Here is a 26,518-nt window from a genome sequence, read left to right as displayed (position 1 = left end):
TAATTCTCTCAATAGGATGATTACTCAGTCAACAAGCACAACTTAATCAATCTGTCAAATACCCATATCACTCCCATAACCGGACGCTGATAGGGTGGTTCCCTTGTGATACCCGTCAAGGGCAAGCCTATCGGTTCGTTCGTCACCATTGACTGCTATCACGGCGGTCACTTCCCCAATAGTGCTTGTTCCGGTTATGGGGGGAGGGTATGTTTCAAAGCCAACACGATAGCCGTAGGTAGCCGTAGGGGGGAACCCGCTAGGGAATCAACGTACAAAGATATCAGACCGCCTTTCAGTATCAGATTATGAAAGTATGGTGGCGATCGCCTATCCGGTTATCTATGGGTCTGATTCATAATCTCCGGTGAGGGGAAACTATGGGCTATCATCTACCGGCTCCAACCCGATACCCCCAAACAACTTTTCAACTGGTGACAATTACCGGGATGGGACTCGATACCCACATAATTATCAGCAAGTCTCCAATCTTTGTTGGCAATCACCCCGTGCGGAAACCGATACCAACATAATCACCTTACCCAAAAATCTTAGTCGTAGGTTGTAGGTAAAGCTATCTGTTAGGGGTAAAGTAGTTCTGGGTATTATCTGGACATGATAGGGTAAGCATTCATATAAACCCGTAATTAGACTGTTGCAGTTAGACTGTTGGCACTTGACCTAATGAAAAAATTGACATTTAATGAGACTGTTGCAGTTAGACTGTTAGCAAAAAATACATAGACACCCCCTACAGTCAGAAACCATAGGGGGTGATTAAGTTATTGGGGTATGTGGTTAGCTGTTAGGCTGTTAGGCTGTTAGGTGTTAGGGCTTACGCCAACCATCATCATCAATATCATCTCTGTTGATTGGGAGATGGGGTGATTGCTTTTTATCTTCTATAGCACTAGTCAATACGGTTAGGACGCAGCCTTGAGAACAGAATCCATGGCATCATGGAGAGAATCAAACTGCGTCCTAACCACCTTGACTAATGCTATAGTGCCTTTCGACGCCGACAAAATCTCTACGCCAAAACGCCATCAGGACTCGAGCGAGCACTCTCGGTACAGCGTTTAATCCATAATTGGGTTAGACCGCGATGGTCGAGTTGGGAGACTCCTGCCATGGCGCTCGGTTTCGCCTCACGAGCGGTGAGTGTTGGCCCAAGGCTTTCTCTGAGGAGCTTTCGAGACTTGCCACCTTAAGTGACCAGTACCGTCAAATTAGGAGCCGTGTGCTGGGAAACTCGCAAGCACGGTTTTGTATGGGAGGGGGAGATGGCGACATCTCTCTCGACCCCTACTCAAATAGTCTCACGTTGGGTGCATCTCAGTTAAGAAATGAGTAATTGTACTTAGTGCAACCTTCACCCACAGCCCTACATAATGAGCGAAGCACCACTCACCCTCCCTCTACTCATGGATTCTCAGAAACCAGCTCAACTCCAGCAACACCTTGACGCGATTGCGGCCATTCTCTACAGCGAAGCTAACCCTGCTGAACTCACCGCCCTTGAAGCCATTGAGAAGAGTGTTCGTGCTCTTACTCAAGAACACGTCTTGCCTCAACTAGGAGTTTTTTTATCGACCAGGCAACAGACCGCCACAGCGGAAAACAACTCACCCTGACCAGTATCCTCGGTAAACTCACCCTCACTACCGCTCAAGGTCAACAACTGCAAGTGAAGCCAGGGACTCGTTGGAGTCCATACTTTGAGAAGTGTTGCTTGCTCGTTAGTGCTAATAACGCTTACCAACGAGCCGAAGAGGATATCACGATACTGACCGGGATGAGCATCTCCCACAGTACGCTCCAACGCCTTGTACAGCGAGAGGACTGGTGTGAGGTGGAGATAACTGACCCCCCACACGGAACTGAGCCTAGATGGAGGAATGGTTCGCCTGCCCACTGAGGAGAGTCAACCCTGTGAGTGGAGAGAATACAAAGGGTTAAATGTTCATGAGCAAGGGGGTGTAGCGTTCTTTAAAGATAATCAAGGACTACTGGAGTGGGGTGAATGCCCAACCCCTAGGGGAGCAGTTTACCTGTCTTGGAGATGGTCATGAGGGGGTGTGGAACATTGTCAGTGAGATGGGGACATCACAGCAACGGATGGAAGTGCTCGATTGGTATCTAATAATGGAAAATGCCAACAAGGTGCAAGGAACACCGGCTCAACAGTCGCAGATGCGAGCACTGCTATGGCGAGGAGAGACCCAGAAGGCAATTGAGTATCTACGCCCAGAGCCATGTCGGGGAGCGACGGGGTTTATCAATTACTTAAAGCATCACCAGACTAGGATTATAGACTACCAGGCTGGGCAGGAAGCGGGGCAATCGATTGGTTGGGGTCGGGTGGAGTCGTTGGTGAAACAAATTGGGATGAGGGTGAAGTTGCCGGGGGCACAATGGCGAAGGGAGAATGTGCCGAAGGTGTTGAGGCATCCCTGTGCCTACCTAAATGGCGCGTTAGCTGCTTAATCAGGGTAAGAGTAGATTTTTGCCCTGAGTAATTATACTCATCTCCTAATTGAGATGCACCCATCTATTTAATTAGTGCTACCACTTCTTATAAGGTAAGAACTTACCACACATAATCACCTGGACACGATCGCCCTTAGGATCTTCAACCTTTTCCACATCGAGGGTAAAATCGATCGCACTCATGATACCATCCCCAAACTTTTCATGGATTACCTCTTTTATAGGCATCCCATACACCTGCATGATTTCATAAAAACGATAAATCAGAGGATCAGAAGGAATAACAGGATCTAAAGAACCCTTGAGAGGAGGCACAGTCAACTCATCCGCTAACTCCGCAGGTAAACCCAAAGCCTCCACCAACTTTTTGGCTTCAGCCTCATCCGCACTCGCCTGACGATAAATCACTGACGCAATCCAAACCTCATCCCGTCCTAAAAGTTGCTCCAACTCAGTAAAACTAACGCCTCTTGCTTTCTTAGCAGCCAATAATTTTTCAGTAATAGGTGCAGTCATTTAAAATTCTCCTTATTTGTTGATTTTTTGATTGGTAAACATGGTAGTCCTAAATAACTTGTAATATTGAGTCCAGATAAATAGCAATAGTGGAAACCCCCAGAATTAGGAGATTTAGGGGGCAAAAACCCCGACTTTTGATATAACTGATTATCCAAACTTGTAAACCATTAGCCTTCATTGCCCCCTTGTTAAGGGAGGTAAGGGGAGATCTGATCTTACAATTCAAAAGGACTACCATAAATAAATTAATTGTTTTGTTGAGACTCCCCCCTTATTAAGAGGGTTGGGGGGGGATCTAGCCCCAAATTTGCGGGGAACAGACAAGGATCTAATCCCTTTCCCAAAGGAACTTACGATCCGATTCAGCAATAGCCAGATCATTGATACTCGCAAATCGATATTGCATCAAACCATTTTCCGCAAATTCCCACATCTCATTACCATAGGCACGATACCACTGGTTAGATGAATCATGCCACTCATACTCAAACCGCACCGCAATGCGATCGCCCGTAAAAGCCCATAGCTCCTTACGCAAACGATAATCCAACTCCGTTGCCCATTTACGATACAAAAAAGCCTTAATCTCCTTCCTACCAGACAAAAACTCATCACGATTGCGCCATTGAGAATCAACCGTATAAGCTAAAACAACCTTTTCAGGATCTCTGATATTCCAAGCATCCTCAGCCATCTTGACCTTTTGAGTCGCCGTCTCTAGGGTAAAAGGAGGAAAAGGGGGTTTAGATTCAGTTACCATAATCACCTTCCTAAGCCACCCTCGCTTCTTCCACGGCGCGAGTTTCTCGGTATAAATGTTCCTCCATCGCCACCTTCAAATCATGATAGGCGGGATGTTCTTCCACCTCAAGACGATTGCGAGGACGAGGAAAAGGCACATCCAACACCTGAGCAATACCGGCCGCCGGACCTTTGGTCATCATAATAATCTTATCAGACAGTAACAAAGCCTCATCAATACTGTGAGTAATCATGATTACAGTTTTGCGATGTTCTTCCCAAATTCGCTCGATTTCTTCCTGCAAAAAACCACGAGTTAGAGCATCTAGCGCCCCAAAAGGCTCATCCATCAGCAAAATATCAGGATTAATAGCCAAAGCTCTGGCTATCCCTACCCTTTGCCTCATACCCCCTGATAACTCATGGGGATGTTTTTTTGCCGCCCCTTCCAGGTTCACCATTTGTAAATGCTCTTTTACAATTCTTTTTAAATTGGTAGGAGACATTTTCGGGTAAACCGTCTCCAGGGCAAAGCGGATATTTTCCTCCACCGTCATCCAAGGCATGAGGGCATAATTTTGGAACACCATACCACGATCAGGCCCCGGCCCTGTGATGGGTTCTTTGTTCATCATTACCGAGCCTGTGGTTGCCGAGGTTAAACCAGCGATAATACTCAATAAAGTAGATTTACCACAACCCGAAGGGCCAATGATACTGACAAAATTATTGTATTCAATATTGAGATTGATATTTTCAAGGGCGACAAAAGTTTTTTTCTTACTGCCAAATAAGCCATGCTTAGTAGAAAATACCTTTGATACTCCCCTTAAACATACCTGAACAGTATCTGGGGCTTCAAGATAAGTTAAATATTCTGGTTGATTAGATACAGTCATTATTTTTTACCGAAAGAAACAAGATTTTCAAGGAAGATAAAAATTTGGTCAAGTATTAAACCCACCAAACCGATGATGATAATGGCAACGATAATATTAGGTAAATATAGGTTATTCCATTCATTCCAGATGAAGTAACCTAACCCTGTGCCCAAAAGCATTTCTGCCGCCACGATTACCAACCAAGAAATACCCATACTGATTCTTAATCCCGAAATAATATTAGGTAGTGCCGCCGGAATAATTACCTTAAAAATAGTGCGCCAACGGGAAGCACCCAAAGTTCTCGCCACATCAAGATAATCGGAGTTAACATTACTAACCCCAAAAGCTGTATTGACAAGGGTAGGCCAAATACTACTGATTAAGATAATAAAAATACCTGTTTTTTCGGAATCTCGGAATAAATATAAACCCAAAGGCAACCAAGCCAAAGGAGAAACTGGTTTGAGTAACTGTACATAGGGGTTAAACGCTTTCGCAGCAATTTTAGAAATACCGATTAAAATGCCCAAGGGTACGGCAATCACCGAAGCCATAATATAACCGATTGCCACCCGTCGCAAACTAATCAATAAATTCCAACCAATACCCATATCATTAGGGCCATTATTGAAAAAAGGATTAGTCAACCACCACCACAACTCCTTAATAGTCAGAGAAGCGGTAGGTACTCCTTGGGAAAATAGTTCCAGATTTGCCCCTATTTCCCACGATGAGAGAAAAATGCCGAGGGAAATAAGGAATATCCCCAGCGCTTTTATGTTTTCATTTTCTAAGAATTGTTTAAATTTATTGTCTTGAGTAATATTCATCTTGACTGCAATTAGTGTTCTCTTTCTTGCCAAAACAACAAGGCAAACTCTGCATTAGTTTTACCCCCCTATCCACAAAAAATTGTGGAATTGATAAGTAACTATTCATTACCCCCTTATTAAGGGGCTAGGGAGGATAAACTCCTAGAAGCCAAACTCATCAATTTGAGCCTGTATATAGCCTTCTGGATCTTGAGGGTTAAATTCATCCAAAGCCAGGGTTTCCGTGCGATAAATATCATCAGGGGGAGTCTGTCCTAATTCCTGAGCCAATTCCCTCGCTAAATCCGTTAAAAACACATCCTGCCCGATTTCGTCATAACTACCATCAGCGATCAATTGGGCTGCCCTACCATTTCCTGAAATATCCCAACGGACTAACTGAGACGTAATCCAGTTAGCAAAACTCTGCCAAGGATAGGGGTCAAAATCGATGCGATCGGGTACATTAAAACTATTACCCAAACCATCTTCAAAATTACCCGTTAATACGGCTTTAACCACCTCCACAGGTTGATTAAGGAAAGATCTACCAGAAATAGCCTCGGCAATTTCCTCCCTATTTCCTGACTCACTAGCGTAATCCGTTGCCTGAATAATTGCTTTATTCAAAGCTCGGAAAGTATTAGGATTATCGTTTATCCAAGTATCACTGGCTGCAAAAGCACAACAGGGATGACCATCCCAAAGATCTTTGGTAAGTTTATAAATAAACCCTGCCCCTTCAAAAACGGCTCTTTGGTTAAAAGGATCAGGCATCAAGAAACCATCAATATCTCCAGCAATTAGCTGGGCAATACTATCTGGGGGAGGTACAGAGCGAATGGTAACATCAGTATCGGGATTAATACCACCAGTGGCGAGATAAGATAATATCTGAGCAGTAAATTGTGCATTGAATAAGGGAAAGGTACACCCAAAACAAAGCCTCTAAAATCTTCTGGCTTATTGACATTACCCCGATGCTTGTCGGCTATGGTAATGGCTTGACCATTAATATTTTCAATACTAGCCAGTTTCACTCCAAAGGTAGCCGAGCCTAATCCTAAAGTCATGGCGATGGGCATGGGGGCTAACATATGATAAGCATCCAATTCCCCCGCAATGGCGGAATCTCTTATCGCTCCCCAGCTTGGCATTCTGACGTTCTGAGTATTTAGACCATGTTTTTGATAAAAGCCCAAAGGCTGAGACATAATAATGGGAGTTGCACAGGTAATGGGAATAAAGCCCACTCGTAAATCTGTTTTTTCCAAATCCGATACATCTGGGGGAGGATCATCAGGATCAATTACCGTATCCCCACAAGCATTTACCAGGGTAACAAGGGCTGCACCGATGGCAATATTTTGTAAAAACTTACGGCGACTTACTTCCCCATTACGGATGGCATCCCCAAAAAACTGCCCAGATTTTGCTCCAAAGGCGGCAGAAAAGGCATTATCCAAACCTCCCGCTTGTTTTGCTAATTCCAAGACCAATTTTTCACGCTTGGGATTACCTTTACCCGCCATTTTCAAAAATAACTCTTTTCTTAGTTCGGCGGTACTCAGAGCATCGGCAATACCAAATGTTTGGGGTTTATATACTCCCATCTTGGTCAAGTCATTGATCATGTGCAAAGGATCACTGGGCATGGTTTCCATGAATTCCCAATGAGATTGACTTGGATGAAATTTACCACATTTAATACAAAGGTTTTCTACTCCTTTCCATTCATCTCGCTGAGATAAGACCGTCTTTGCGAATTTCATGATTATACATGTGAGTAGATAAACTGACCATGTGCATTAAACTGTTTTTCTCCGACATGAACTGTATCAATAGATACTTTTACCTGAAGTTTTTTCCCTTTTTTGCGCTCAACCATTTTATTTAACCAATATAAAATTGGCGCTGGTGCGTTGGCTGTTCGGCGGTGCGGGTGCTGGTTTGTTGTTAGTTGTCCAGTGTTTGTTGGCTCGTTGCCGGCTGGCCAGTTCGGGCGGGGCTGGCCGCTCTCTGTTTGGGCGCTGTAGTGGCTTGCGGGCGGGCGTTTGTTAGCTCGCTCGCTTTTTTTTTGCGGATAACAGGTTAGGCAATCCCCTTATTTAGGATAACCGCGGCCATTCTGTTTCCATAAAGTGCAACCTCTTGGTGCGAGACGTTTAGGAGTCAAATAAGGCTGCAATGCATGAAATAACCTCCTAGTAGGACTTTCACCCCTTGGTGAAATATAAGGGACTCGTACCCTGACCATCCCATAACTGTTTATATGTCCCAACGTTTGGTATAGAAATATACAAAACAAGGCAGGGAACTCAAGGTCAAAACGCCCAACTGGAAATATTAATGATTCCTTAACAATTGCGTTGAGAGTAACGGCGATAGCCACCCCCAGTTTTGGGAATCACAAACCCGGGATTGAAGCGGGGAACGGAAGGCTCTGAGGTTTAACCTAACACCAAAAACGAGACCACTGCCAACCATCCAGGAGATTAGGGAAACCGAATGTCTGGCTTGAACCATCGTCATAAGTAGGCAGCGAAATAGGTTGTCACGCTGCGCTCAAAAGAGCAAGGGGAAAAGCAGGAAGTTTTTAGTATTACCTGCACAGACCTTTATAAGTAACCCCGGTGGATAGGACAAATCTAAAGATGGAATGCCCATATAAATGGAACGTTTAAACCTACATTCCGCAGGTTGACAGGGAATAAAAGATATGGTGCTAGTCTAGGCTAGAAAGGGTTCCTTCGAGCGGTAGGCTCTGGCGATGCAGATTAAAAATTTAGACCATCTGGGTTTAGTGGCTGGAGTGATTGACGAACTTGGCCTGGTCGAGTTGACGGATAAGCGGATTGAACCTCATAGCTTGGAGCATGTGAGTGCCGGACAAGTGGTTAAAGCCATGATTTTGAACGCCCTAGGCTTTCTCAGTGCACCGTTGTATTTATTCAGCGAGTTTTTTGAGAGTAAAGCGGTGTCTCATCTGCTCGGGGAAGGGGTAGAGGCTCGTCACTTGAATGACGACCGCTTAGGTCGAGTGTTGGATGAACTCTACGCAGAAGGGACGACATCATTTTTTCTCCAGGTGGCGCTCCAGGCTGTGGAACGATTTGGAATTGATATTCAACAGCGTCATCTCGATGCCACCTCGATCTCAGTAGAAGGGAAGTATCAGCGGTGCTCGAAGGGGAAATCCGAGGTAGGACTTGAGTCAGCTCCCCCCGGTGAGACATCAGCAGAACCCAGCCCAATTCGGCTGTGTCGAGGCTATTCCCGAGACCATCGTCCAGATTTGAAACAGTTTTTGATGACTCTAGTCTGTGCCGCCGACGGTGGCGTGCCGCTATGGTTGCAGTTGGCCAGTGGCAATGAACAGGACACTCAGCAGTTTGCAGAGGTGCTCAAGGCGTTTGGTGACCAATGGACTAGCGACGGTATCGTTGTGATGGATGCCGCCTTTTACACAGCAGCCAATCTGCAGCAGATGGAGACCACGGGGTGGCTATCACGGGTGCCGCTGACCCTAAAAGCGGCTCAAGAGCTGGTGCACAGCGATGTCACCCGACTGACTGAAGTCCCCTGCAACTCCAAGGATTACCGGATGTGGGAGATTGAGCAGACCTATGCCGGAGTGCGCCAGCGCTGGCGCCTCGTCGAAAGCCAAACCCGCAAAGCCAATGCCGACCTCTGGCAACCCGAATTAGAGAAGCTCGAACACCGCCTCAACCGCCAATTGAAAAAGCTGACCCAGCGGGTCTTTGCTTGCAAACCCGATGCCCTCGAGGCCTTGATGCAGTTTCAAGATGGACTCGAGGTGCATCAGCTCACTCAGGTCTCCCTGGAGACGGTGCGGGCCAAGCGACCCCCCGGTCGTCCCGCCAAATCCGCCGAACCCACCCCAGTTCAGGGCTATCGGCTCCAGGCCACGTTACAGCAGACCGCCACGGCGGAAGACCGCTTTAGCCGTCAGCGTAGTCGCTTTATTCTAGCCACCAATCAACTGGAGCAATCCCTCTGGCCGGCTCAGACCTGCTTGAGCGAATATAAAGGGCAACAGACCGTCGAGAGAGGCTTTCGCTTCCTCAAAGACCCCCTCTTCTTGGCCAGTAGCGTCTTTGTCAAAAAGCCGCAGCGGGTCGAGGCCTTAGCTCTCATCATGGCCCTAACCCTTATGGTGTATACCCTCGCCGAACGCCAACTGCGACAGGCGCTAGATGCTCAGAAGCAAACGGTGCGCGACCAACGCCAACAACCCACCGCTAAACCGACCTTTCGCTGGATTATGCAGAAGTTTCAAGGAATCCACTGGGTTAATCTCGATGGGCAAAGGCAGATTAGCAATCTCAATGATGAACGGCGATTGATTATTCACCTCTTCGGTCCACCCGTTGAGCGCTATTACTACGCATCCGGTTAATTACCTATCAACCTGCGGAATGTAGGTTTAAACTCCTATTAGGCTCTCTGCGAGTACATCTCGTAGAGTAGTGAAAAGTGTAAGCGCATGGTGCGAGACGTTCGGGTATGAAATAGGGCTGAAATGCCCGAAATAACTACCCGGTGAGGATTCCAGCTCCGAATCTGGATATAAGGAGACCTCTCCTGACCATCCTCATAACTGGTTATATGTCCCGACGCTTAGGGAACTAAGCAAGGCAGGGAACTCAAGGTCATAAACGAACTGAGAAATCAGGGAGTAGAGAGTAACGGCGATAGCCACCCCCAGTTTTGGAAATCATAACTCCAGGATTGAAGCGGGGAACGGAAGGCGTGAGGTAGAACCTACTACCAAGACGCGACCACTGCCAACCATCTATGATTAGGAAGACCGAATGTCCGACTTGAACTATCGTAATACACTAGCAGCGAAATAGGTTGACACGCTGCGCTCAAAAGGGCAAGGGGAAAAGTAGGGGGTTCGTGCGACTACCTACACAGACCTTTAAAAGTACCCCGGCGGAGAGGACAAATCTAACGATGGAATGCCCATATAATCGGAACGTTGTAACCCCTCTAATGCTCTGCCTATAAACCAGTGAGTAATGCTATTCACAAGGCAGTAGTGAAAAATGTAAGCGCATGGTGCGAGACGTTCGGGTATGAAATAGGGCTGAAATGCCCGAAATAACTACCCGGTGAGGATTCCAGCTCCGAATCTGGATATAAGGAGACCTCTCCTGACCATCCTCATAACTGGTTATATGTCCCGACGCTTAGGGAACTAAGCAAGGCAGGGAACTCAAGGTCATAAACGAACTGAGAAATCAGGGAGTAGAGAGTAACGGCGATAGCCACCCCCAGTTTTGGAAATCATAACTCCAGGATTGAAGCGGGGAACGGAAGGCGTGAGGTAGAACCTACTACCAAGACGCGACCACTGCCAACCATCTATGATTAGGAAGACCGAATGTCCGACTTGAACCATCGTAATACACTAGCAGCGAAATAGGTTGACACGCTGCGCTCAAAAGGGCAAGGGGAAAAGTAGGGGGTTCGTGCGACTACCTATACAGACCTTTAAAAGTACCCCGGCGGAGAGGACAAATCTAACGATGGAATGCCCATATAATCGGAACGTTGTAACCCCTCTAATGCTCTGCCTATAAACCAGTGAGTAATGCTATTCACAAGGCAGTAGTGAAAAATGTAAGCGCATGCTTAGAGGGTGAAGGATGTGACCAGAAGCTAAAGCCCAATTGTCATGGTTGGGATATGCCCACAGGTCACGGTGGGGATATAGATACTGCGGTCAGTAAGAGTATAATGGCGAGGACGAGTTTAAAGACTACGTGGTGCATATAGCTCTGAACATCGAAGTAGAAAGCAGGTCTCTTGATTCTGCTCCTTTGACAAATAGGGTATCCACACCAGGAGCCGTGTGATGGGAAACTATCAAGCACGGTTCTGAATGGGAGAGGGTGAAGGTGACTTCACTCTCGACCCCTAACCCTATAAGGGGAAAGGATGTGACTGAAAGCCAATGCCTAACTGTAATGGTTGGGATATGCCCACTAGTCACGGTGTGGATATAGAGACTGCGATGATGTAAGAGTGCTTATGACGTGAGCGAGTTTAAAGACTACGTGTTGTATATAGCTCCCAAAGTTGAAGTCACAAAGCAGGGGGTTGTAGCCCTGTTCCTACTGACAATAGGGTGTCCACATCAGGAGCCGTGTGATGTGAAAGTATCAAGCACGGTTTGGAATTGGAGTTGGGGAAGGTGACTTCTCTTTCGACCATAACCAGTTTAGAGACACCGGGGAGATTTTCCTAAAGTGAAAGTATTTGCAGTTTAGAGATTACCGGGGAGGTTAGGCGATCGCTTTTCCGGACGGTTGACTGTTTTTCTAATCTGGTAGGGAGGTAGGGCGATCGCTTTTCGGGTGGCGGGGGGTTTGGCGGCGCTGGGGGAGGGATTAAGGGCGCAGCGGTAAAATCCATGAGTGGAGCGTAGCGGAACGAATTTAACTTTGTGACCAAGCCCTTAATACCGTGGGTGGGTGGGTTCCGCCGCCGCCAATGGGGGGAGCTTGAGGCGATCGCTTTTCGGGTGGCGGGTTTTGGAATGCTCCTTAGTCGGGGTGAGTTGAGAGGTAGGGCGATCGCCGGCGCGGACAGTTGGCTGGTTTGGGCTAACTTGTGGGGAGGTGCGGTTGGCTGGTTTTTAGAGGCGGTTGATTTGTGGGGAGGCAAGGTTTTCTGTTTTTTAGATTCTCGTGCGATCGCCGGCGCGGATAGTCCTTGGCGTGCCTTGGTTGGGATGCCTAGTTACTGGGTGCTTCGCACAAGAGGGGTTGACTTATGGGGATGCCAGGTTATTGGGCGCAGTGGCTTACTAGTGTTCAGTGAAGTTTAGTGGTGGCGCTCCTCTCGTAATCGCCGCGCGCCAAAACGAAAGTTACTAGTGTTCAGGAAAGGTGATCGCGGGCGCGGGCTCCAAATACCGCTCGGTCCTAGGCGGCAGTGGCTTACTAGTGTTCAGTGAAAGCAACTGGTGGGGGAGCCGCTCCGGGGTGGGTAGTGCTAAAGAGGTAATGATGCGTTGTAGTGATGGATAAAGTGCGAGACGTTTAGGAGTGAAATAAGGCTGCAATGCCTGAAATAACCTCCTAGAGGGAGATAGACTGAATCAACCCAGTTTACCCCTTAACTGTCTATATGTTCCGACACTCGGGCTTAAAACGAGCAAGGCAGGAAACTCAAGGTCAATCCCATTTTAAGAAATCGCCAAATTTACCGTCCAGGTGAACTTAGGAGGAGTAAAATCCACTTGGGGCGATTATGGGAAAGAGTAAAGGCGATAGCCACCCCCAGTTTTGGGAATCACAAACCCAGGATTGAAGCGGGGAACGGAAGGCGTGATGTAGAACATACTACTAGACGCGACCACTGCCAACCATCCAGGAGATTAGGGAAACCGAATGTCTGGCTTGAACCATCGTTATCACTAGGCAGCGAAATATGTTGATACGCTGCGCTCAAAAGGGCATGGGGAACAACAGGGATATTTTACAGTTACCTGTACAGACCTTTATAAGTACCCCGGTGGATAGGACAAATCTAAAGATGGAATGCCCATATAGACGGAACGTTTAAACCCCTATTAGGCTCTCTGCGAGCACATCTCGTAGAGTAGTGAAAAGTGTAAGCGCATGGTGCGAGACGTTCGGGTATGAAATAGGGCTGAAATGCCCGAAATAACTACCCGGTGAGGATTCCAGCTCCGAATCTGGATATAAGGAGACCTCTCCTGACCATCCTCATAACTGGTTATATGTCCCGACGCTTAGGGAACTAAGCAAGGCAGGGAACTCAAGGTCATAAACGAACTGAGAAATCAGGGAGTAGAGAGTAACGGCGATAGCCACCCCCAGTTTTGGAAATCATAACTCCAGGATTGAAGCGGGGAACGGAAGGCGTGAGGTAGAACCTACTACCAAGACGCGACCACTGCCAACCATCTATGATTAGCAAGACCGAATGTCCGACTTGAACCATCGTAATACACTAGCAGCGAAATAGGTTGACACGCTGCGCTCAAAAGGGCAAGGGGAAAAGTAGGGGGTTCGTGCGACTACCTACACAGACCTTTAAAAGTACCCCGGCGGAGAGGACAAATCTAACGATGGAATGCCCATATATAGCACAAGACAGGAAAGTTAGGACGTATAATGGAGAGGACGAGATGACTAAGAAGACCAAAAATGCCAGCCCCCTATAGTTACGACCTCAGACAAAAAGTTATTGATGCAATTGAACTAGACGGTATGCCCAAAACAGAAGCCAGTCCAGTTTTCCATGTCAGCCGGAACACCATTAATCTCTGGCTGCAAAGAAAAGCACAGACCGGAGACTTCCTCCCTAAACCTAATCACCCACCTGGCAATAACCACAAAATTACCGACTGGCAAAAATTCAAGGCTTTTGCCCAAGAGCATGGCCACAAAACCTCCGCTCAAATGGCTGAACTTTGGGATGACGACATCTCTCCTCGCACCATATCCAGAGCCTTGAAGAAAATTGGCTTCACCAGAAAAAAAACTTACGGCTACCAAGAACGTTGGAAGCAACAGCGAGAGGAGTTTATGGCTCAGATTGAACAGATGGAGCCACAAGAAGTGGTCTACCTCGATGAAGCCGGCATGAATAGTCAGGACTCGGATTACCCTTATGGTTACTGCGAGGAAGGAAAACGCTTCCATGCCCTCAAATCAGGGAAGAGGCAGGACAGGGTGAGCTATAGCACAAGACAGAACACTTAGGACGTATAATGGAGAGGACGAGATGACTAAGAAGACCCAAAATGCCAGCCCCCTATAGTTACGACCTCAGACAAAAAGTTATTGATGCCATTGAACTAGACGGTATGCCCAAAACAGAAGCCAGTCAAGTTTTCCATGTCAGCAGGAACACCATTAATCTCTGGCTGCAAAGAAAAGCACAGACCGGAGACTTCCTCCCTAAACCTCATCACCGACCTGGCAATAACCACAAAATTACCGACTGGCAAAAATTCAAGGCTTTTGCCCAAGAGCATGGCGACAAAACAGCAGCTCAAATGGCTGAACTTTGGGATGACGACATCTCTCCTCGCACCATATCCAGAGCCTTGAAGAAAATTGGCTTCACCAGAAAAAAACTTACGGCTACCAAGAACGTGATGAGCAACAGCGAGAGGAGTTTATGGCTCAGATTGAACAGATGGAGCCGGAAGAAGTGGTCTACCTCGATGAAGCCGGCATGAATAGTCAGGACTCGGATTACCCTTATGGTTACTGCGAGGAAGGAAAACGCTTCCATGCACTCAAATCAGGGAAGAGGCAGGGCAGGGTAAGTATGATAGCCGCATGGTGTCATCAACAACTCTTAGCTCCCTTTAGCTTTGAGGGTTGTTGTAATCGGACAGTGTTTGAGTTGTGGTTGGAGTTCATCTTAATTCCAACATTGAAGCCAGGTCAGACTCTAGTATTGGACAATGCAACGTTTCATAAAGGGGGGCGGATTGCTGAACTGGTGGAGGCAGCTCAATGCCGTTTACTCTATCTACCACCTTATTCGCCAGACCTCAAGAAGATAGAGAAATGTTGGTCGTGGCTGAAAGCCCGTATTCGCCACTGCATTGAGCAGTTTGATTCTCTCCATGATGCCATGGATTCCGTTCTCAAAGCTGCGTCCTAACCACCTTGACTAATGCTATAATCGGAACGTTGTAACCCCTCTAATGCTCTGCCTATAAACCAGTGAGTAATGCTATTCACAAGGCAGTAGTGAAAAATGTAAGCGCATGCTTAGAGGGTGAAGGATGTGACCAGAAGCTAAAGCCCAATTGTCATGGTGGGGATATGCCCACAGGTCACGGTGGGGATATAGATACTGCGGTCAGTAAGAGTATAATGGCGAGGACGAGTTTAAAGACTACGTGGTGCATATAGCTCTGAACATCGAAGTAGAAAGCAGGTCTCTTGATTCTGCTCCTTTGACAAATAGGGTATCCACACCAGGAGCCGTGTGATGGGAAACTATCAAGCACGGTTCTGAATGGGAGAGGGTGAAGGTGACTTCACTCTCGACCCCTAACCCTATAAGGGGAAAGGATGTGACTGAAAGCCAATGCCTAACTGTAATGGTTGGGATATGCCCACTAGTCACGGTGTGGATATAGAGACTGCGATGATGTAAGAGTGCTTATGACGTGAGCGAGTTTAAAGACTACGTGTTGTATATAGCTCCCAAAGTTGAAGTCACAAAGCAGGGGGTTGTAGCCCTGTTCCTACTGACAATAGGGTGTCCACATCAGGAGCCGTGTGATGTGAAAGTATCAAGCACGGTTTGGAATTGGAGTTGGGGGAGGCGACTTCCCTTTCGACCATAACATACCAAATGCCACCAATGTGATTCTGCAAACACTTGGAAAAGGACAAGGTCTTGGGTACTAAGCGAGACACTGGTTGTCTCAAGGTATTGTTAAACCTTTCGATGTAGCTGGTCAAACCTGTATCCTTCCCAACCCCTTGATGACGTTTACTCGGTAGAACAGCCTCATAGGCTCCCCAGAAATCTGTATAAGCCACCGCACATTGGCGATACACTGGGGGCAATGACTCCCACAATTGGCGGGCTGCGGCTTCATCCCGTGCACCAATGTCAACACCGACAATCTCACGGGTTTTTACGTCGAGAGCTAACCAAATCCACTGTTTGTTTCCTTTATGGTTGACAAATGACCACAATTCATCACATTGAATCGTTAACCTCCCGTTTTTTGCGCCTCACCTGGACTTGGCGGGGCACAGAGGCATATTTCTGATTGACGTAGTTTGGCAGCCAGGGCTCAGACACTTGGACGGCCCGTGCTATTCCGGCAAGGGGAATTCTCTCCATCCGCAAACGGTCAATCAGAGACCGTGTTTCTTGGTCAATCACCTTTTTGGTGGGGGTGTTCAACAAACTGTCGTCCATAATCACGACACTTGAACCGTTGTTTGCCGTTGTGAATCCGTCCATTTTTGACGGTGTGGGTAGATGTACAAGTTGGGCAGGCAGGTATGGAAATTGAACCCGAGTCGGTTTTGTTATGGTCGAAAGGGAAGTCGCCTTCCCCAACTCCAATTCCAAACCGTACTTGAGACTTTCATCTCATACGGCTCCTGATGTGGATACCCCTTTTGTCATTGGGAACAGGGCTACAACCCCCTGCTTTATGACCTCAACTTTCGGAGCTATATACAACCACGTAGTCATTAACTCGCTCTCGTCATAAACACTCTTAGTTGTCGCAGTCTCTATATCCACACCGTGACTAGTGGGCATATCCTAACTATTACAGTTAGGCATTAGCTTTCAATCACATCCTTTCCCCTTAAAGGGTTAGGGGTCGAGAGTGAAGTCACCTTCACCCTCTCCCATTCAGAACCGTGCTTGATAGTTTCCCATCACACGGCTCCTGGTGTGGATACCCTATTTGTCAAAGGAGCAGAATCAAGAGACCTGCTTTCTACTTCGATGTTCAGAGCTATATGCACCACGTAGTCTTTAAACTCGTCCTCGCCATTATACTCTTACTGACCGCAGTATCTATATCCCCACCGTGACCTGTGGGCATATCCCAACCATGACAATTGGGCTTTAGCTTCTGGTCACATCCTTCACCCTCTAAGGTTAGGGGTCGAGAGTGAAGTCACCTTCACCCTCTCCCATTCAGAACCGTGCTTGATAGTTTCCCATCACACGGCTCCTGGTGTGGATACCCTATTTGTCAAAGGAGCAGAATCAAGAGACCTGCTTTCTACTTCGATGTTCAGAGCTATATGCACCACGTAGTCTTTAAACTCGTCCTCGCCATTATACTCTTACTGACCGCAGTATCTATATCCCCACCGTGACCTGTAGGCATATCCCAACCATGACAATTGGGCTTTAGCTTCTGGTCACATCCTTCACCCTCTAAGCATGCGCTTACATTTTTCACTACTGCCTTGTGAATAGCATTACTCACTGGTTTATAGGCAGAGCATTAGAGGGGTTACAACGTTCCGATTATATGGGCATTCCATCGTTAGATTTGTCCTCTCCGCCGGGGTACTTTTAAAGGTCTGTATAGGTAGTCGCACGAACCCCCTACTTTTCCCCTTGCCCTTTTGAGCGCAGCGTGTCAACCTATTTCGCTGCTAGTGTATTACGATGGTTCAAGTCGGACATTCGGTCTTGCTAATCATAGATGGTTGGCAGTGGTCGCGTCTTGGTAGTAGGTTCTACCTCACGCCTTCCGTTCCCCGCTTCAATCCTGGAGTTATGATTTCTAAAACTGGGGGTGGCTATCGCCGTTACTCTCTACTCCCTGATTTCTCAGTTCGTTTATGACCTTGAGTTCCCTGCCTTGCTTAGTTCCCTAAGCGTCGGGACATATAACCAGTTATGAGGATGGTCAGGAGAGGTCTCCTTATATCCAGATTCGGAGCTGGAATCCTCACCGGGTAGTTATTTCGGGCATTTCAGCCCTATTTCATACCCGAACGTCTCGCACCATACGCTTACACTTTTCACGCTCTGCTTGCGAGAATATTGCTCACTTGTTTATTAGCAGAGCCTAAGAGGGGTTTAAACGTTCCGTTTATATGGGCATTCCATCTTTAGATTGGTCTTATCCACCGGGGTATTTTCAAGGTCTGTGTAGGTAGTGTAAGTAAACTCCTACTTTTCCCCTTGCTCTTTTGAGCGCAGCGTTTCAACCTGTTTCGCTACTATAAATTGACGATGGTTCAAGCCGGACATTCGGTTTCCCTAATCATAGATGATTGGCAGTGGTCGGGTTATTGGGAACAGGTTTCCCTCACGCCTTCCGTTCCCCGCTTCAATCTGACGGGTTGTGAGTCCTGAAACTGGGGGTGGCTATCGCCTTTACTCTCAACTTCCTGCTGTACATAAAACCAGCGTTCAGTCTTGACCTTGAGTTCCCTGCCTTGTTTGGATTCCTCCCAACGTCGGGACATATAAACAGTTATGAGGATGGTCACGAGTGCGCTCCTTATATTCAACCAAGGGGTTGAAGTCCCCACCAGGCGGTTATTTCTGGCATTGCAGCCTTATTTCATGCCTGAACGTCTCGCACTACACCTCTATCATTACATATTAGGCACTACCCAATTTTTTTAGATCAAACAAACCTCCTTGTATGCTCGGAAACCCTATAGGTTTCCGTATATTTCGCAATTTAGCGATAATCTCTTCTTTCAAGCGTCCCCGCAGTTGAAATAAGACACATGGATCTTCACTAAAGCGATCGCCTAACATATAATAAACTGCACCAATATGCTTACAGGGGTTAGCCGGATCTGGACAACAGAGCGCGAGAATGTACTTCATCCAAATTCAAAGGAAATAGCCGCCAGCCATTTTTAGCAAATACATCCTCAATATTGTAAGGCATTTCCCCCGCTAACAACTTCGCCGAAAAAATCGCCTGCTGGGATAATGTTTCAATCACATATCCCCATTCTTCCTCCGTAAAAGCATCTAACCACAATTCCACCTGATAAGGTTCCGCTTGCGTCCCCTGGACTTGCGCCAGAACCCGCTGACCAGTAAATTCAATATTGAGAACATTACCCGGTCTCGCATAATTTCTCGCCCTTTCCAATCGTTTCTTAAACCGATAGCGATTCCGAATATCTAACCATTGCTGGGTCCACCATTCCTGATTATTTTCTATATGGTAATCTGCCATAATTGGGAACCCCAAAAAATATCGTTTTATTCATTATAGACAACGGGTGAGGGTTGACAACAGCCGGGAACTCATGATAAGATATTGACATATCGTTTAATAATAAGAATATATGCAGCAACCAAAAAAATGCAACTATTCCCATTATCTAAAGTATAGCGCAGACCCCCCAAAAAGGCAACCCCACCCCCCCCAAAAAAATTTTTTCGCAACATTTCTTAATTTTTTGTTACAAAAGTTAACATAATGACCTAGTGATGGCGATAATGCGATCGCAGTAGGGGGAATATTTGGGCTGAGAATTTGCGTAAATTGTTTGACGGAAATTGATAAATAATTATAGGGATAGGTTAATTTATGAGATTCAGAAGACCGAAAGAACTGCTGGGCAAGGTGAATGTCAAAATCGCGCTGCAAATGTTGGGTCGATTAAGCATAATCAGCGTCATATCTTTGGTTCTGGCAACGATTAACAACTTAGGAAATCATAAAAACTACTGGGAGCGGACAATTTTTGCGACGCAGACAGTAGATTTTAACATTTTATCTCACACTTTGCCGACGAAACTTTCCCTGGCGCTGCTAGAGGGAGAAACGGAGGAGTTGCAGCGGACCCTGGACAGTAACTACGGACTGTTCGGGTTAGTAGTCACGAACTGCAAAAGTGCGATCGCCGATTGTCCAGAGCAGGAAATCCTCTACTATTCCAATTCCCGTCGCCTTTGGAAAGACGGTTTGGACGTGGAAAACCTAACTAATGAGCCTTACGATCTCCTACGGGACCCGCCGCCATTGTTTGCGGAACGCAAATATACACGGCGTTATCAACCGGAAGCTGACCCGACGGGGATGGTCAACAGAGGGGAAATCATCGGGCGGGTATATTACGTCCGGCGGGTGCCGCCAACCTTCGCGGAGAGTTACGCGAAATGGGCGAGGGGGTTGCTGAGGTTCCAGCACAGTCCTAGTATTTTCTCGCTGACTGCGGGTATATTTTTGGCGGGGGGTGCAGTGGTTTGGTTGCTGATCGAATTCACGTTGTACCGAAAGCGCCGAGAAAAGAAACAGTTACTGGAAGAGGCGCGGAATATTCGGGAAGAGTTGGAGCAGAAAGTTAAACAAAATGAAGCCCTGATCGCTGTTAGGGAAAAGGGGCGGGAGGAGTTGGAGGACTACCGAAGGGAACAGCAATCGATCGCAACGGAACTGAAAATAGCGATCGCCGACTACGAACAGAAAATCGTGGATTTCCAACATCAACAGGATGATAGCCAGACCTCTCTGCAAGAACTGCGGAATCAATTAGCCTGGGCGGTGGAATATCAGGTAGAGGCGCAAGAGGAAATTGACAGACGGTCTGAGGCGATCGCCAACCTGGAAAATTGCCTGAATAGCCAGAACAGGGAACAGCAGGAAATGACGCGCACCCTGGAAAAGTTGCAGCGCCAGTTGCAGGAAACCGAAGAGCGGGAAGGGAGGACCAATGAGCAGATAGTGAGCCTGAATCAAAAGATTGCGGAACTGACCCGCGAGTATGATCAGGCGATACAGCAATCGGCAGACCTGCAAAGCCAACTGAGGGAACAAGCTGATGTTGAGCAGTTGAGAAGAGCCTTGGAATCGGCTAGGGAAGAATCAGAGTGTATCAAAGAACAGTCCCGAGATTTTGAAGTCTATATCACCGCAGAAAATGACGGTTTGGCAGCCCAAATCAGACAGTTAGAAAATGAACTGGGGGAACATAGATCGATAATTTTGGACCTGGAAAGTCGCCTTGAGGATAGGGAGGAATGGGTAGCCTATATCACCGAAGAAAATCAGGGTTTGGCAGCCCAAATCAGAGATTTAGAAAATGAACTGGGGCAACATAGATCGAAAATTGTGTACCTGAAAAGTCGCCTTGAGGATAGGCAGGTAGGTGATTACGATGTCAGTGACTCGATCAAACCTGAAGATTGCTTTACCCCAGCCAACCTCAGTATATCCAACATATCCTCTCTGTCCAGTTCTGAGGTAATCAGAGGTCTACATCGCTTGAAATTTGTGACTTACCGCCAAACAGGGAGCCATGTTCACCTCAAAAAAACCCTTTTTTGTACGGTTCCCCATCCTAACAAAGATGTGCCTTACGGTACCCTCAAAAACATTTTACAATTTGGGAAGATAAGCGAACAAGAGTTGAGGGATAATTTCTGATTTGAGCAACTCGGTTCCCTATTTAATCATAAATGATTGGGGAAATTGGGATGATGGGTGGGACTAAAATTCCCCAGCATGATAGGAACTCCGAACCAGGGGACCGGAGCGAACGTGAGAAAAACCCATATCTTTGGCGATCGCCCCTAGACGGTCAAACTCTTGGGGGGTCCAATATTTATGGACGGGGAGATGATCGAGGGAAGGGCGCATATATTGACCGATAGTGAGGCGCGCGCATTGAACTTGTCTTAAATCAGCGAAAGTCTGTAAAATCTCTTCTTCGGTTTCCCCATGTCCCAACATGAGACCGGACTTAGTAGGAATAGTCGGGTCAACTTCTCGGACGTGGCGCAACAGGTCGAGAGAGCGATCGTACTTCGCCCCCCGTCGCACCGGAAGCGTCAGCCGTCGCACGGTTTCAATATTATGGTTATAACAAGCAGGTTTCGCCCTCACCACGAAATCAATACGCTGATATTGTTGCTGTTGAGTATCTTCAGCCTTTCCCCCCCAAAAATCGGGAGTAAGCACCTCTATTTGAGTTTGGGGACAAAGCGATCGAATTTGCTCCATAGTAGCCACAAACCAGCCCGCGCCGCCATCAGCCAAATCATCCCGCGCCACAGAAGTTAACACCACATAACGCAACCCCAAAATTTGGACTGCTTCTGCTACCTTGCGGGGTTCATCGTGATCAAGTGGCATAGGAGCATGGCCCTTATCAACTTGACAAAAAGCACAGGAGCGGGTACAAGTAGGCCCCATAAGTAAAAAAGTAGCCGTCCCCTGAGCATAACATTCCCCCCGGTTGGGACAGCGCCCCTCCTCACAAATAGTATGAATTTGTCGCTGTTTGATAATCCGTTGCACCTGCGAGAGTTCACTAGCCGCACCAATAGGACGACGCAACCACTCAGGCATAGATTTAATTGCGTCTCGGTGACGTGATGAGATAGAATCAGGAGTGGTTGACATAATGTATTGATATCTAGGATAGCTATTTTTTATAACACAAAGCAGTTTTCTGCGATGCTGATTATATGGGAACTCACTATAGCAGCTTCTCAAGCCATCAAGTACATTCGGAAGCCCCTCGCCCCGTTTGGGAGAGGGGTTTGGGGTGAGGGTAATGGTTTGATGGCGGTATCCTTGACCATTGTTGGTGATGCCATACTATTCTCGACTTTGTTAAGCTATCAACAGATTTGAGAAGGTTAAGTGCTGCACCAATATTCAGATTATGTATTCATCACCGGGGGAGTAAGCCGTGGCAGGTCGGAAAATTATAGTTATTGATGATAGTAAGGTGATTCGGGTAAAAGTTCGGGAGATGTTACCCCAGGGTAACTTTGATGTGCTAGAAGCGAAAGACGGGAAAGAAGGCATAGACCTAGTGCGCGAAGAACGCCCCAACCTGATTATGCTGGATTTCCTGTTACCTAAACTCAGCGGATGGGATGTTTTTCAGCAAATCCAAGCTAGTGAAGAACTTAGGAAAATTCCCCTGGTGTTGATGTCTGGTCGAAAAGAGGAAGTGACGGAGAAAATTGCTGAACCTTTCGAGTATTTTGAGTTTATCGAAAAACCTTTTGAGAGAGGACAATTGATAGATGCGATCAAGTCGGCTTTTGAAAAGGCTAAGAAACCTCGCCCACCTCTGAAAGTGGCTCCCCCCGCACCTGCACCAACTCAAGAGACAGCACCTCCTCCTGTGGCGGCGACAACGGCGGCGGATGCAGCTAAGATTAAGGCTTTAGAACAGAAAATTGTTGCTATGCAGAGGGAAATGGTAGCCCTGAAAAAACAGGTGGCGCAAATCAAGGCTTTTGTACTCAAAAAAGTCAAGTAGGGGTGAGTAACTGTTAATTATGACCTTAGAATCTTCGTTTCTCAATCAGCTTGAGGGGGCTGCGGATACCCTTATGGAACACTTGGATAATTTTGCTAAGGCGCGAATTCTGGTGGTGGGGGATCTGACTCTGGATGAGTTTATGACTGGTCAGGTGGAGAGGTTGTCGCGGGAAGCACCAGTGCTAATTCTGCGCCATGAAGTTACTCAACAAATCCCAGGAGGGGGAGCTAATGCGGTTTACAATTTGGCTAAGTTGGGGGCTGCAGTGTCGGTGGCGGGGTTGGTGGGAAAGGATGACCAAGGGGAGACTCTCAAGAGGATTTTTCGGGAGGCGGGAATTGATACGGAGGGTATTCTCACAGACGCAGACCGCCCTACGGTGACTAAAACTCGGATTTCTGGACACGCGCGCCAGTCGGTGACTCAGCAAATTGTCCGGGTCGATCGCAAATCGGATGATTTACCCAGCTTGGAACTTCAATGGCGGTTGGCTGAATATATCGAACAACACAGAGATAATGTTGATGGGGTGGTTTGTTCGGACTATGGGGATGGGGTGTTAACTTCCCCGGTTATTGGCGCGGCTTTGGGTCATGGGTTTTCGGTGGTGGATGCTCAAGTTGATTTACAACGCTATCAGGGGGCGATGTTGTTTACTCCTAATGTTCCTGAAGCGGAAAAGGCGGTAGGATATTCGATCGCTAATGAAGAGAGTCTCAGACGTGCGGGGACTGATTTACTGAATTTGACTCGGGCGAAACGGGTGCTAATTACTAGGGGTGAGGAGGGGATGAGTCTTTTTGAATGGGGGGAAAATCAGACGCTACAAGTTAGCCATATTCCTCCGTTTAATGTTTTGGATGTTTTTGATGTGACGGGGGCGGGAGATACTGTGGTGGCGGCTTTAACTTTGGCTTTATCTGTGGGGGCGAGTTTTTGGGAGGCGGCGGTTTTGGGTAATTTGGCGGCTAGTTTGGTGGTGCGTCAGTTTGGGACGGCTACCACTTCTATAGCGGAAATGAAGGAGGCTTTGCGATCGCTTTTGGAAGGTGAAGTTAGTTGAGTTGACTATGAACAGAGTAATCATCCATGATGCCCAAAATAAGCAGTGGTTACTATTTGAACATCCCTGCTATATTGTTAATTGCGATCGTCTCGATCAGGTAATTCCTGCCTTACAACAGATTGATGAAAGTCTCCGGGAAGGGCATTTATGGGCGGCGGGTTTTATCAGTTATGAAGCCTCTAGCGCTTTCGATTCCGCTTTGACTACCTATCCCCCAGATGAGTTTCCTTTGCTCTGGTTTGGGCTATATCAACAACCACAAATTATCACCCCACCCCGCCTCTGTTCCCGATCAGATTATACTGTGGGTGAGTGGTTATCTTCTGTCACCCCCACTGAATATCAGGAGGCTATTAACCAAATTCGAGGTTATATTGCTAGGGGGGAAACCTATCAGGTCAATTATACTTTTCGCCTACGGACGGAGTTTTCTGGGGATGCTTTGGCTTGGTTTTGGCAATTAGTGCGATCGCAACAAGCCGACTATGCAGCATATATCGAATGTGGCGATCGCTTTAGCATTTGTTCTGCTTCCCCGGAACTCTTTTTCCAACTAGCTGACGGTGAACTGATCACCCGTCCCATGAAAGGAACCGCCGCCCGTGGTTGCACTTTAACCGAAGATAATGCGATCGCCCAATGGCTGCAAAATTCCCCCAAAAACCGCGCCGAGAACGTCATGATTGTGGATATGATCCGCAATGATATTAGTCGCATTGGGGATATTAAAACCGTCCAAGTTCCCGAATTATTTACCGTCGAAAAATACCCAACCCTGTGGCAAATGACCTCCACAGTCACCGCCAAAACCCAGGCTTTACCATCAGAAATCATCGCCGCCTTATTCCCCTGTGCTTCCATTACAGGCGCACCCAAACCCAGAACCATGCAGTTAATTCACCAGTTAGAAACTACTCCCCGCCACCTTTATACTGGAACCATTGGCTTTATCCAACCACAACAGACCCCGAATAATTATAGAACCCAGTTTAACGTAGCCATTCGTACAGTTATCATTGACCACGAAAATAATCAAGCCGAGTATGGCGTTGGTGGTGGTATTCTGTGGGATTCTGACAGCCAGGATGAATACCAAGAATGTGAAACCAAAGCCAAGTTTCTGAGCATCAATAATAGCTGTGATTTTTCCCTATTAGAAACCATGCTATGGACCCCAGAGGCAGGATTTTTTCTCCGGGAAGAACACCTAAACAGGTTATCAGAGTCAGCCATATATTTTGGGATTCCCTTATCCCTAGAACACATCAATCAACAATTAATCGATTTAAGTAAATCCTGGTCAATTCCCTATCGAGTTAGGTTATTAGTTGACCGCCAGGGTGTTCTCAATTACGAAATTTCTGCCTTTGAGAAATCCCCACCTAACCGACAGATTTATTTAGGTTTATCTCCCACGCCCATTAATTCCCAAAACCCTTTTTTATATCATAAAACCACCAACCGCAGCATCTATGAAACCGCCCGGAATTCCCGTCCCGACTGTGATGATGTGATTTTATGGAATGAACGGGGAGAGGTCACAGAAACTACCATTGCTAATCTGATTATTAAAATCAATGATGATTGGCTTACCCCCCCAGTCACCAGCGGTTTACTTCCCGGAACTTTTCGGGGTAGCTTACTCAAGCAGGGTAAGCTCAAAGAGGCTATTATTGATATAGAAACCCTCCAAAAATCGGAGGATATTTATATCATTAATTCTGTCCGCCAATGGCAAAAAGCCACTCTTAAAACCACTAAATAACCTCCTCTCGCCGTCTCTCCATAGGGGGGGTTTATTCATCCTCAGCGCGTGGGGAGATATAATTCACAGCAGAACCCCAGAGGGCGGGTTTATTCATCTTCGGGTGGGGAGATATAATTCACAGCAGAACCCCAGAGGGCGGGTTTATAGGGCGGGTTTATTCATCCTCAGCGCGTGGGGAGATATAATTCACAGCAGAACCCCAGAGGGCGGGTTTATAGGGCGGGTTTATTTATCTTCGGGTGGGGAGATATAATTCACCGCAGAACCCGCCCCTACATTGTACACAGAGGCAATCATCAACAACTGAAAGCGGAAGATAGAGGGCGGGTTTATTTATCTTCGGGTGGGGAGATATAATTCACCGCAGAACCCCAGAGGGCGGGTTTATAGGGCGGGTTTATTTATCTTCGGGTGGGGAGATATAATTCACAGCAGAACCCCAGAGGGCGGATTTATTTATC

General features: G+C 47.1%; 17 protein-coding genes and 5 pseudogenes. 11 read left to right on the top strand and 11 right to left on the bottom strand.

Annotation, left to right across the window (positions count from 1 at the left end; translation table 11 throughout):
• Positions 1-1,004 precede the first annotated feature (1,004 nt).
• A pseudogene (locus XZ46_RS36395) lies at positions 1,005-1,211 on the top strand (IS1 family transposase); the annotation flags it as partial.
• 213 nt (positions 1,212-1,424) lie between these two features.
• Positions 1,425-2,487: pseudogene (locus XZ46_RS32055) on the top strand (ISKra4 family transposase).
• 78 nt (positions 2,488-2,565) lie between these two features.
• On the opposite strand, the gene cynS reads toward XZ46_RS32055, so the two are convergent.
• From cynS to XZ46_RS37315, 6 genes are all read right to left on the bottom strand, one after another.
• Positions 2,566-3,006: a cyanase gene (cynS, locus tag XZ46_RS08170; RefSeq protein WP_006620526.1), complete on the bottom strand. Its 441-nt coding sequence runs from the start codon at positions 3,004-3,006 to the stop codon at positions 2,566-2,568.
• Between the two features lie 331 nt (positions 3,007-3,337).
• Positions 3,338-3,769, bottom strand: a complete 432-nt coding sequence (locus XZ46_RS08160; RefSeq protein ID WP_006620528.1) for a nuclear transport factor 2 family protein — start codon at positions 3,767-3,769, stop codon at positions 3,338-3,340.
• A gap of 10 nt (positions 3,770-3,779) precedes the next feature.
• Positions 3,780-4,649 (bottom strand): ABC transporter ATP-binding protein, encoded by an 870-nt coding sequence (locus XZ46_RS08155; protein WP_006616530.1) that lies wholly within the window; start codon positions 4,647-4,649, stop codon positions 3,780-3,782.
• Entirely contained in the window at positions 4,649-5,464 is an 816-nt protein-coding gene (gene ntrB / locus XZ46_RS08150) for a nitrate ABC transporter permease (RefSeq protein ID WP_006620530.1), read from the bottom strand. Before ntrB ends, XZ46_RS08155 begins: the two co-directional genes overlap by 1 nt.
• Positions 5,465-5,608: 144 nt before the next feature.
• On the bottom strand, positions 5,609-6,289 hold the full coding sequence (locus XZ46_RS37320; protein WP_251077541.1) for an ABC transporter substrate-binding protein: 681 nt from the start codon (positions 6,287-6,289) through the stop codon (positions 5,609-5,611).
• Positions 6,250-7,218 carry an ABC transporter substrate-binding protein gene (locus tag XZ46_RS37315; protein WP_251077539.1) on the bottom strand — a complete coding sequence of 323 codons (969 nt, stop codon included), beginning with the start codon at positions 7,216-7,218 and terminating at the stop codon, positions 6,250-6,252. Before XZ46_RS37315 ends, XZ46_RS37320 begins: the two co-directional genes overlap by 40 nt.
• A 998-nt stretch (positions 7,219-8,216) precedes the next feature.
• On the opposite strand from XZ46_RS37315, the gene XZ46_RS08140 reads away from it, so the two are divergent.
• Positions 8,217-9,866 carry an IS1634-like element ISAtsp2 family transposase gene (locus XZ46_RS08140; RefSeq protein WP_048895005.1) on the top strand — a complete coding sequence of 550 codons (1,650 nt, stop codon included), beginning with the start codon at positions 8,217-8,219 and terminating at the stop codon, positions 9,864-9,866.
• A 1,853-nt stretch (positions 9,867-11,719) separates the two neighbouring features.
• Here XZ46_RS08140 and XZ46_RS34080 read toward each other — a convergent pair.
• Positions 11,720-11,890 (bottom strand): hypothetical protein, encoded by a 171-nt coding sequence (locus tag XZ46_RS34080; protein WP_157234464.1) that lies wholly within the window; start codon positions 11,888-11,890, stop codon positions 11,720-11,722.
• Positions 11,891-11,921: 31 nt separating this feature from the next.
• Here XZ46_RS34080 and XZ46_RS08135 point away from each other — a divergent pair, with 31 nt between their 5' ends.
• The 3 genes and pseudogenes from XZ46_RS08135 (at position 11,922) to XZ46_RS32045 (ending at position 15,127) form a co-directional block, all read left to right on the top strand.
• On the top strand, positions 11,922-12,305 hold the full coding sequence (locus XZ46_RS08135; protein WP_008053270.1) for a hypothetical protein: 384 nt from the start codon (positions 11,922-11,924) through the stop codon (positions 12,303-12,305).
• A 1,348-nt stretch (positions 12,306-13,653) separates the two neighbouring features.
• Positions 13,654-14,187: pseudogene (locus tag XZ46_RS08130) on the top strand (IS630 transposase-related protein); the annotation flags it as partial.
• Positions 14,188-14,252: 65 nt separating this feature from the next.
• Positions 14,253-15,127 (top strand): IS630-like element ISAtsp1 family transposase gene (locus XZ46_RS32045; RefSeq protein ID WP_108614981.1). Its coding sequence is split into 2 segments (ribosomal slippage): positions 14,253-14,580 and positions 14,580-15,127, totalling 876 coding nucleotides; the frame shifts between segments, so codons are not numbered across the junction.
• Positions 15,128-15,825: 698 nt separating this feature from the next.
• Here the strand turns inward: XZ46_RS32045 and XZ46_RS32035 are convergent.
• From XZ46_RS32035 to XZ46_RS08100, 3 genes and pseudogenes are all read right to left on the bottom strand, one after another.
• Positions 15,826-16,496, bottom strand: a pseudogene (locus tag XZ46_RS32035) (IS1 family transposase); the annotation flags it as partial.
• A 1,762-nt stretch (positions 16,497-18,258) separates the two neighbouring features.
• Positions 18,259-18,438, bottom strand: a complete 180-nt coding sequence (locus XZ46_RS32020) for a hypothetical protein (RefSeq protein ID WP_006620533.1) — start codon at positions 18,436-18,438, stop codon at positions 18,259-18,261.
• A gap of 205 nt (positions 18,439-18,643) precedes the next feature.
• Positions 18,644-19,172: pseudogene (locus XZ46_RS08100) on the bottom strand (SWIM zinc finger family protein); the annotation flags it as partial.
• 357 nt (positions 19,173-19,529) lie between these two features.
• On the opposite strand from XZ46_RS08100, the gene XZ46_RS08095 reads away from it, so the two are divergent.
• Positions 19,530-21,368, top strand: coding sequence for a type II toxin-antitoxin system HicA family toxin (locus XZ46_RS08095; RefSeq protein ID WP_008049551.1), 1,839 nt, complete (start codon positions 19,530-19,532; stop codon positions 21,366-21,368).
• 63 nt (positions 21,369-21,431) lie between these two features.
• Here the strand turns inward: XZ46_RS08095 and lipA are convergent, their stop codons facing one another.
• Positions 21,432-22,346 carry a lipoyl synthase gene (gene lipA, locus XZ46_RS08090; RefSeq protein WP_035758563.1) on the bottom strand — a complete coding sequence of 305 codons (915 nt, stop codon included), beginning with the start codon at positions 22,344-22,346 and terminating at the stop codon, positions 21,432-21,434.
• A 54-nt stretch (positions 22,347-22,400) separates the two neighbouring features.
• Here lipA and XZ46_RS08085 point away from each other — a divergent pair, with 54 nt between their 5' ends.
• The 4 genes from XZ46_RS08085 to pabB are packed head-to-tail and all read left to right on the top strand — an operon-like array spanning position 22,401 to position 26,054.
• Positions 22,401-22,580, top strand: coding sequence for a hypothetical protein (locus tag XZ46_RS08085; RefSeq protein ID WP_006669441.1), 180 nt, complete (start codon positions 22,401-22,403; stop codon positions 22,578-22,580).
• Between the two features lie 58 nt (positions 22,581-22,638).
• Positions 22,639-23,220, top strand: coding sequence for a response regulator (locus XZ46_RS08080; RefSeq protein ID WP_008049548.1), 582 nt, complete (start codon positions 22,639-22,641; stop codon positions 23,218-23,220).
• 19 nt (positions 23,221-23,239) lie between these two features.
• Complete coding sequence (locus XZ46_RS08075) at positions 23,240-24,286, top strand: bifunctional heptose 7-phosphate kinase/heptose 1-phosphate adenyltransferase (protein WP_008049546.1); 1,047 nt, start codon at positions 23,240-23,242, stop codon at positions 24,284-24,286.
• Positions 24,287-24,293: 7 nt separating this feature from the next.
• Positions 24,294-26,054, top strand: coding sequence for an aminodeoxychorismate synthase component I (gene pabB / locus XZ46_RS08070; RefSeq protein WP_008049544.1), 1,761 nt, complete (start codon positions 24,294-24,296; stop codon positions 26,052-26,054).
• The last annotated feature ends 464 nt before the right edge of the window (positions 26,055-26,518 follow it).

Origin of the sequence: Limnospira indica PCC 8005 (assembly GCF_000973065.1) — a bacterium.
GTDB lineage: Bacteria > Cyanobacteriota > Cyanobacteriia > Cyanobacteriales > Microcoleaceae > Limnospira > Limnospira fusiformis.
This window is presented reverse-complemented; position numbering and strand designations above follow the sequence as displayed.

Coding starts and splice junctions, on each gene's coding strand:
- cynS (WP_006620526.1), bottom strand. CDS start 3,006: ATGACTGCACCTATTACTGAAAAATTATTGGCTGCTAAGAAAGCAAGA.
- XZ46_RS08075 (WP_008049546.1), top strand. CDS start 23,240: ATGACCTTAGAATCTTCGTTTCTCAATCAGCTTGAGGGGGCTGCGGAT.
- ntrB (WP_006620530.1), bottom strand. CDS start 5,464: ATGAATATTACTCAAGACAATAAATTTAAACAATTCTTAGAAAATGAA.
- XZ46_RS37315 (WP_251077539.1), bottom strand. CDS start 7,218: ATGAAATTCGCAAAGACGGTCTTATCTCAGCGAGATGAATGGAAAGGA.
- pabB (WP_008049544.1), top strand. CDS start 24,294: ATGAACAGAGTAATCATCCATGATGCCCAAAATAAGCAGTGGTTACTA.
- XZ46_RS32020 (WP_006620533.1), bottom strand. CDS start 18,438: ATGTCCCGACGTTGGGAGGAATCCAAACAAGGCAGGGAACTCAAGGTC.
- XZ46_RS08085 (WP_006669441.1), top strand. CDS start 22,401: ATGCTGATTATATGGGAACTCACTATAGCAGCTTCTCAAGCCATCAAG.
- XZ46_RS08155 (WP_006616530.1), bottom strand. CDS start 4,649: ATGACTGTATCTAATCAACCAGAATATTTAACTTATCTTGAAGCCCCA.
- XZ46_RS08160 (WP_006620528.1), bottom strand. CDS start 3,769: ATGGTAACTGAATCTAAACCCCCTTTTCCTCCTTTTACCCTAGAGACG.
- XZ46_RS08095 (WP_008049551.1), top strand. CDS start 19,530: ATGAGATTCAGAAGACCGAAAGAACTGCTGGGCAAGGTGAATGTCAAA.
- lipA (WP_035758563.1), bottom strand. CDS start 22,346: ATGTCAACCACTCCTGATTCTATCTCATCACGTCACCGAGACGCAATT.
- XZ46_RS34080 (WP_157234464.1), bottom strand. CDS start 11,890: ATGGATTTTACCGCTGCGCCCTTAATCCCTCCCCCAGCGCCGCCAAAC.
- XZ46_RS08140 (WP_048895005.1), top strand. CDS start 8,217: ATGCAGATTAAAAATTTAGACCATCTGGGTTTAGTGGCTGGAGTGATT.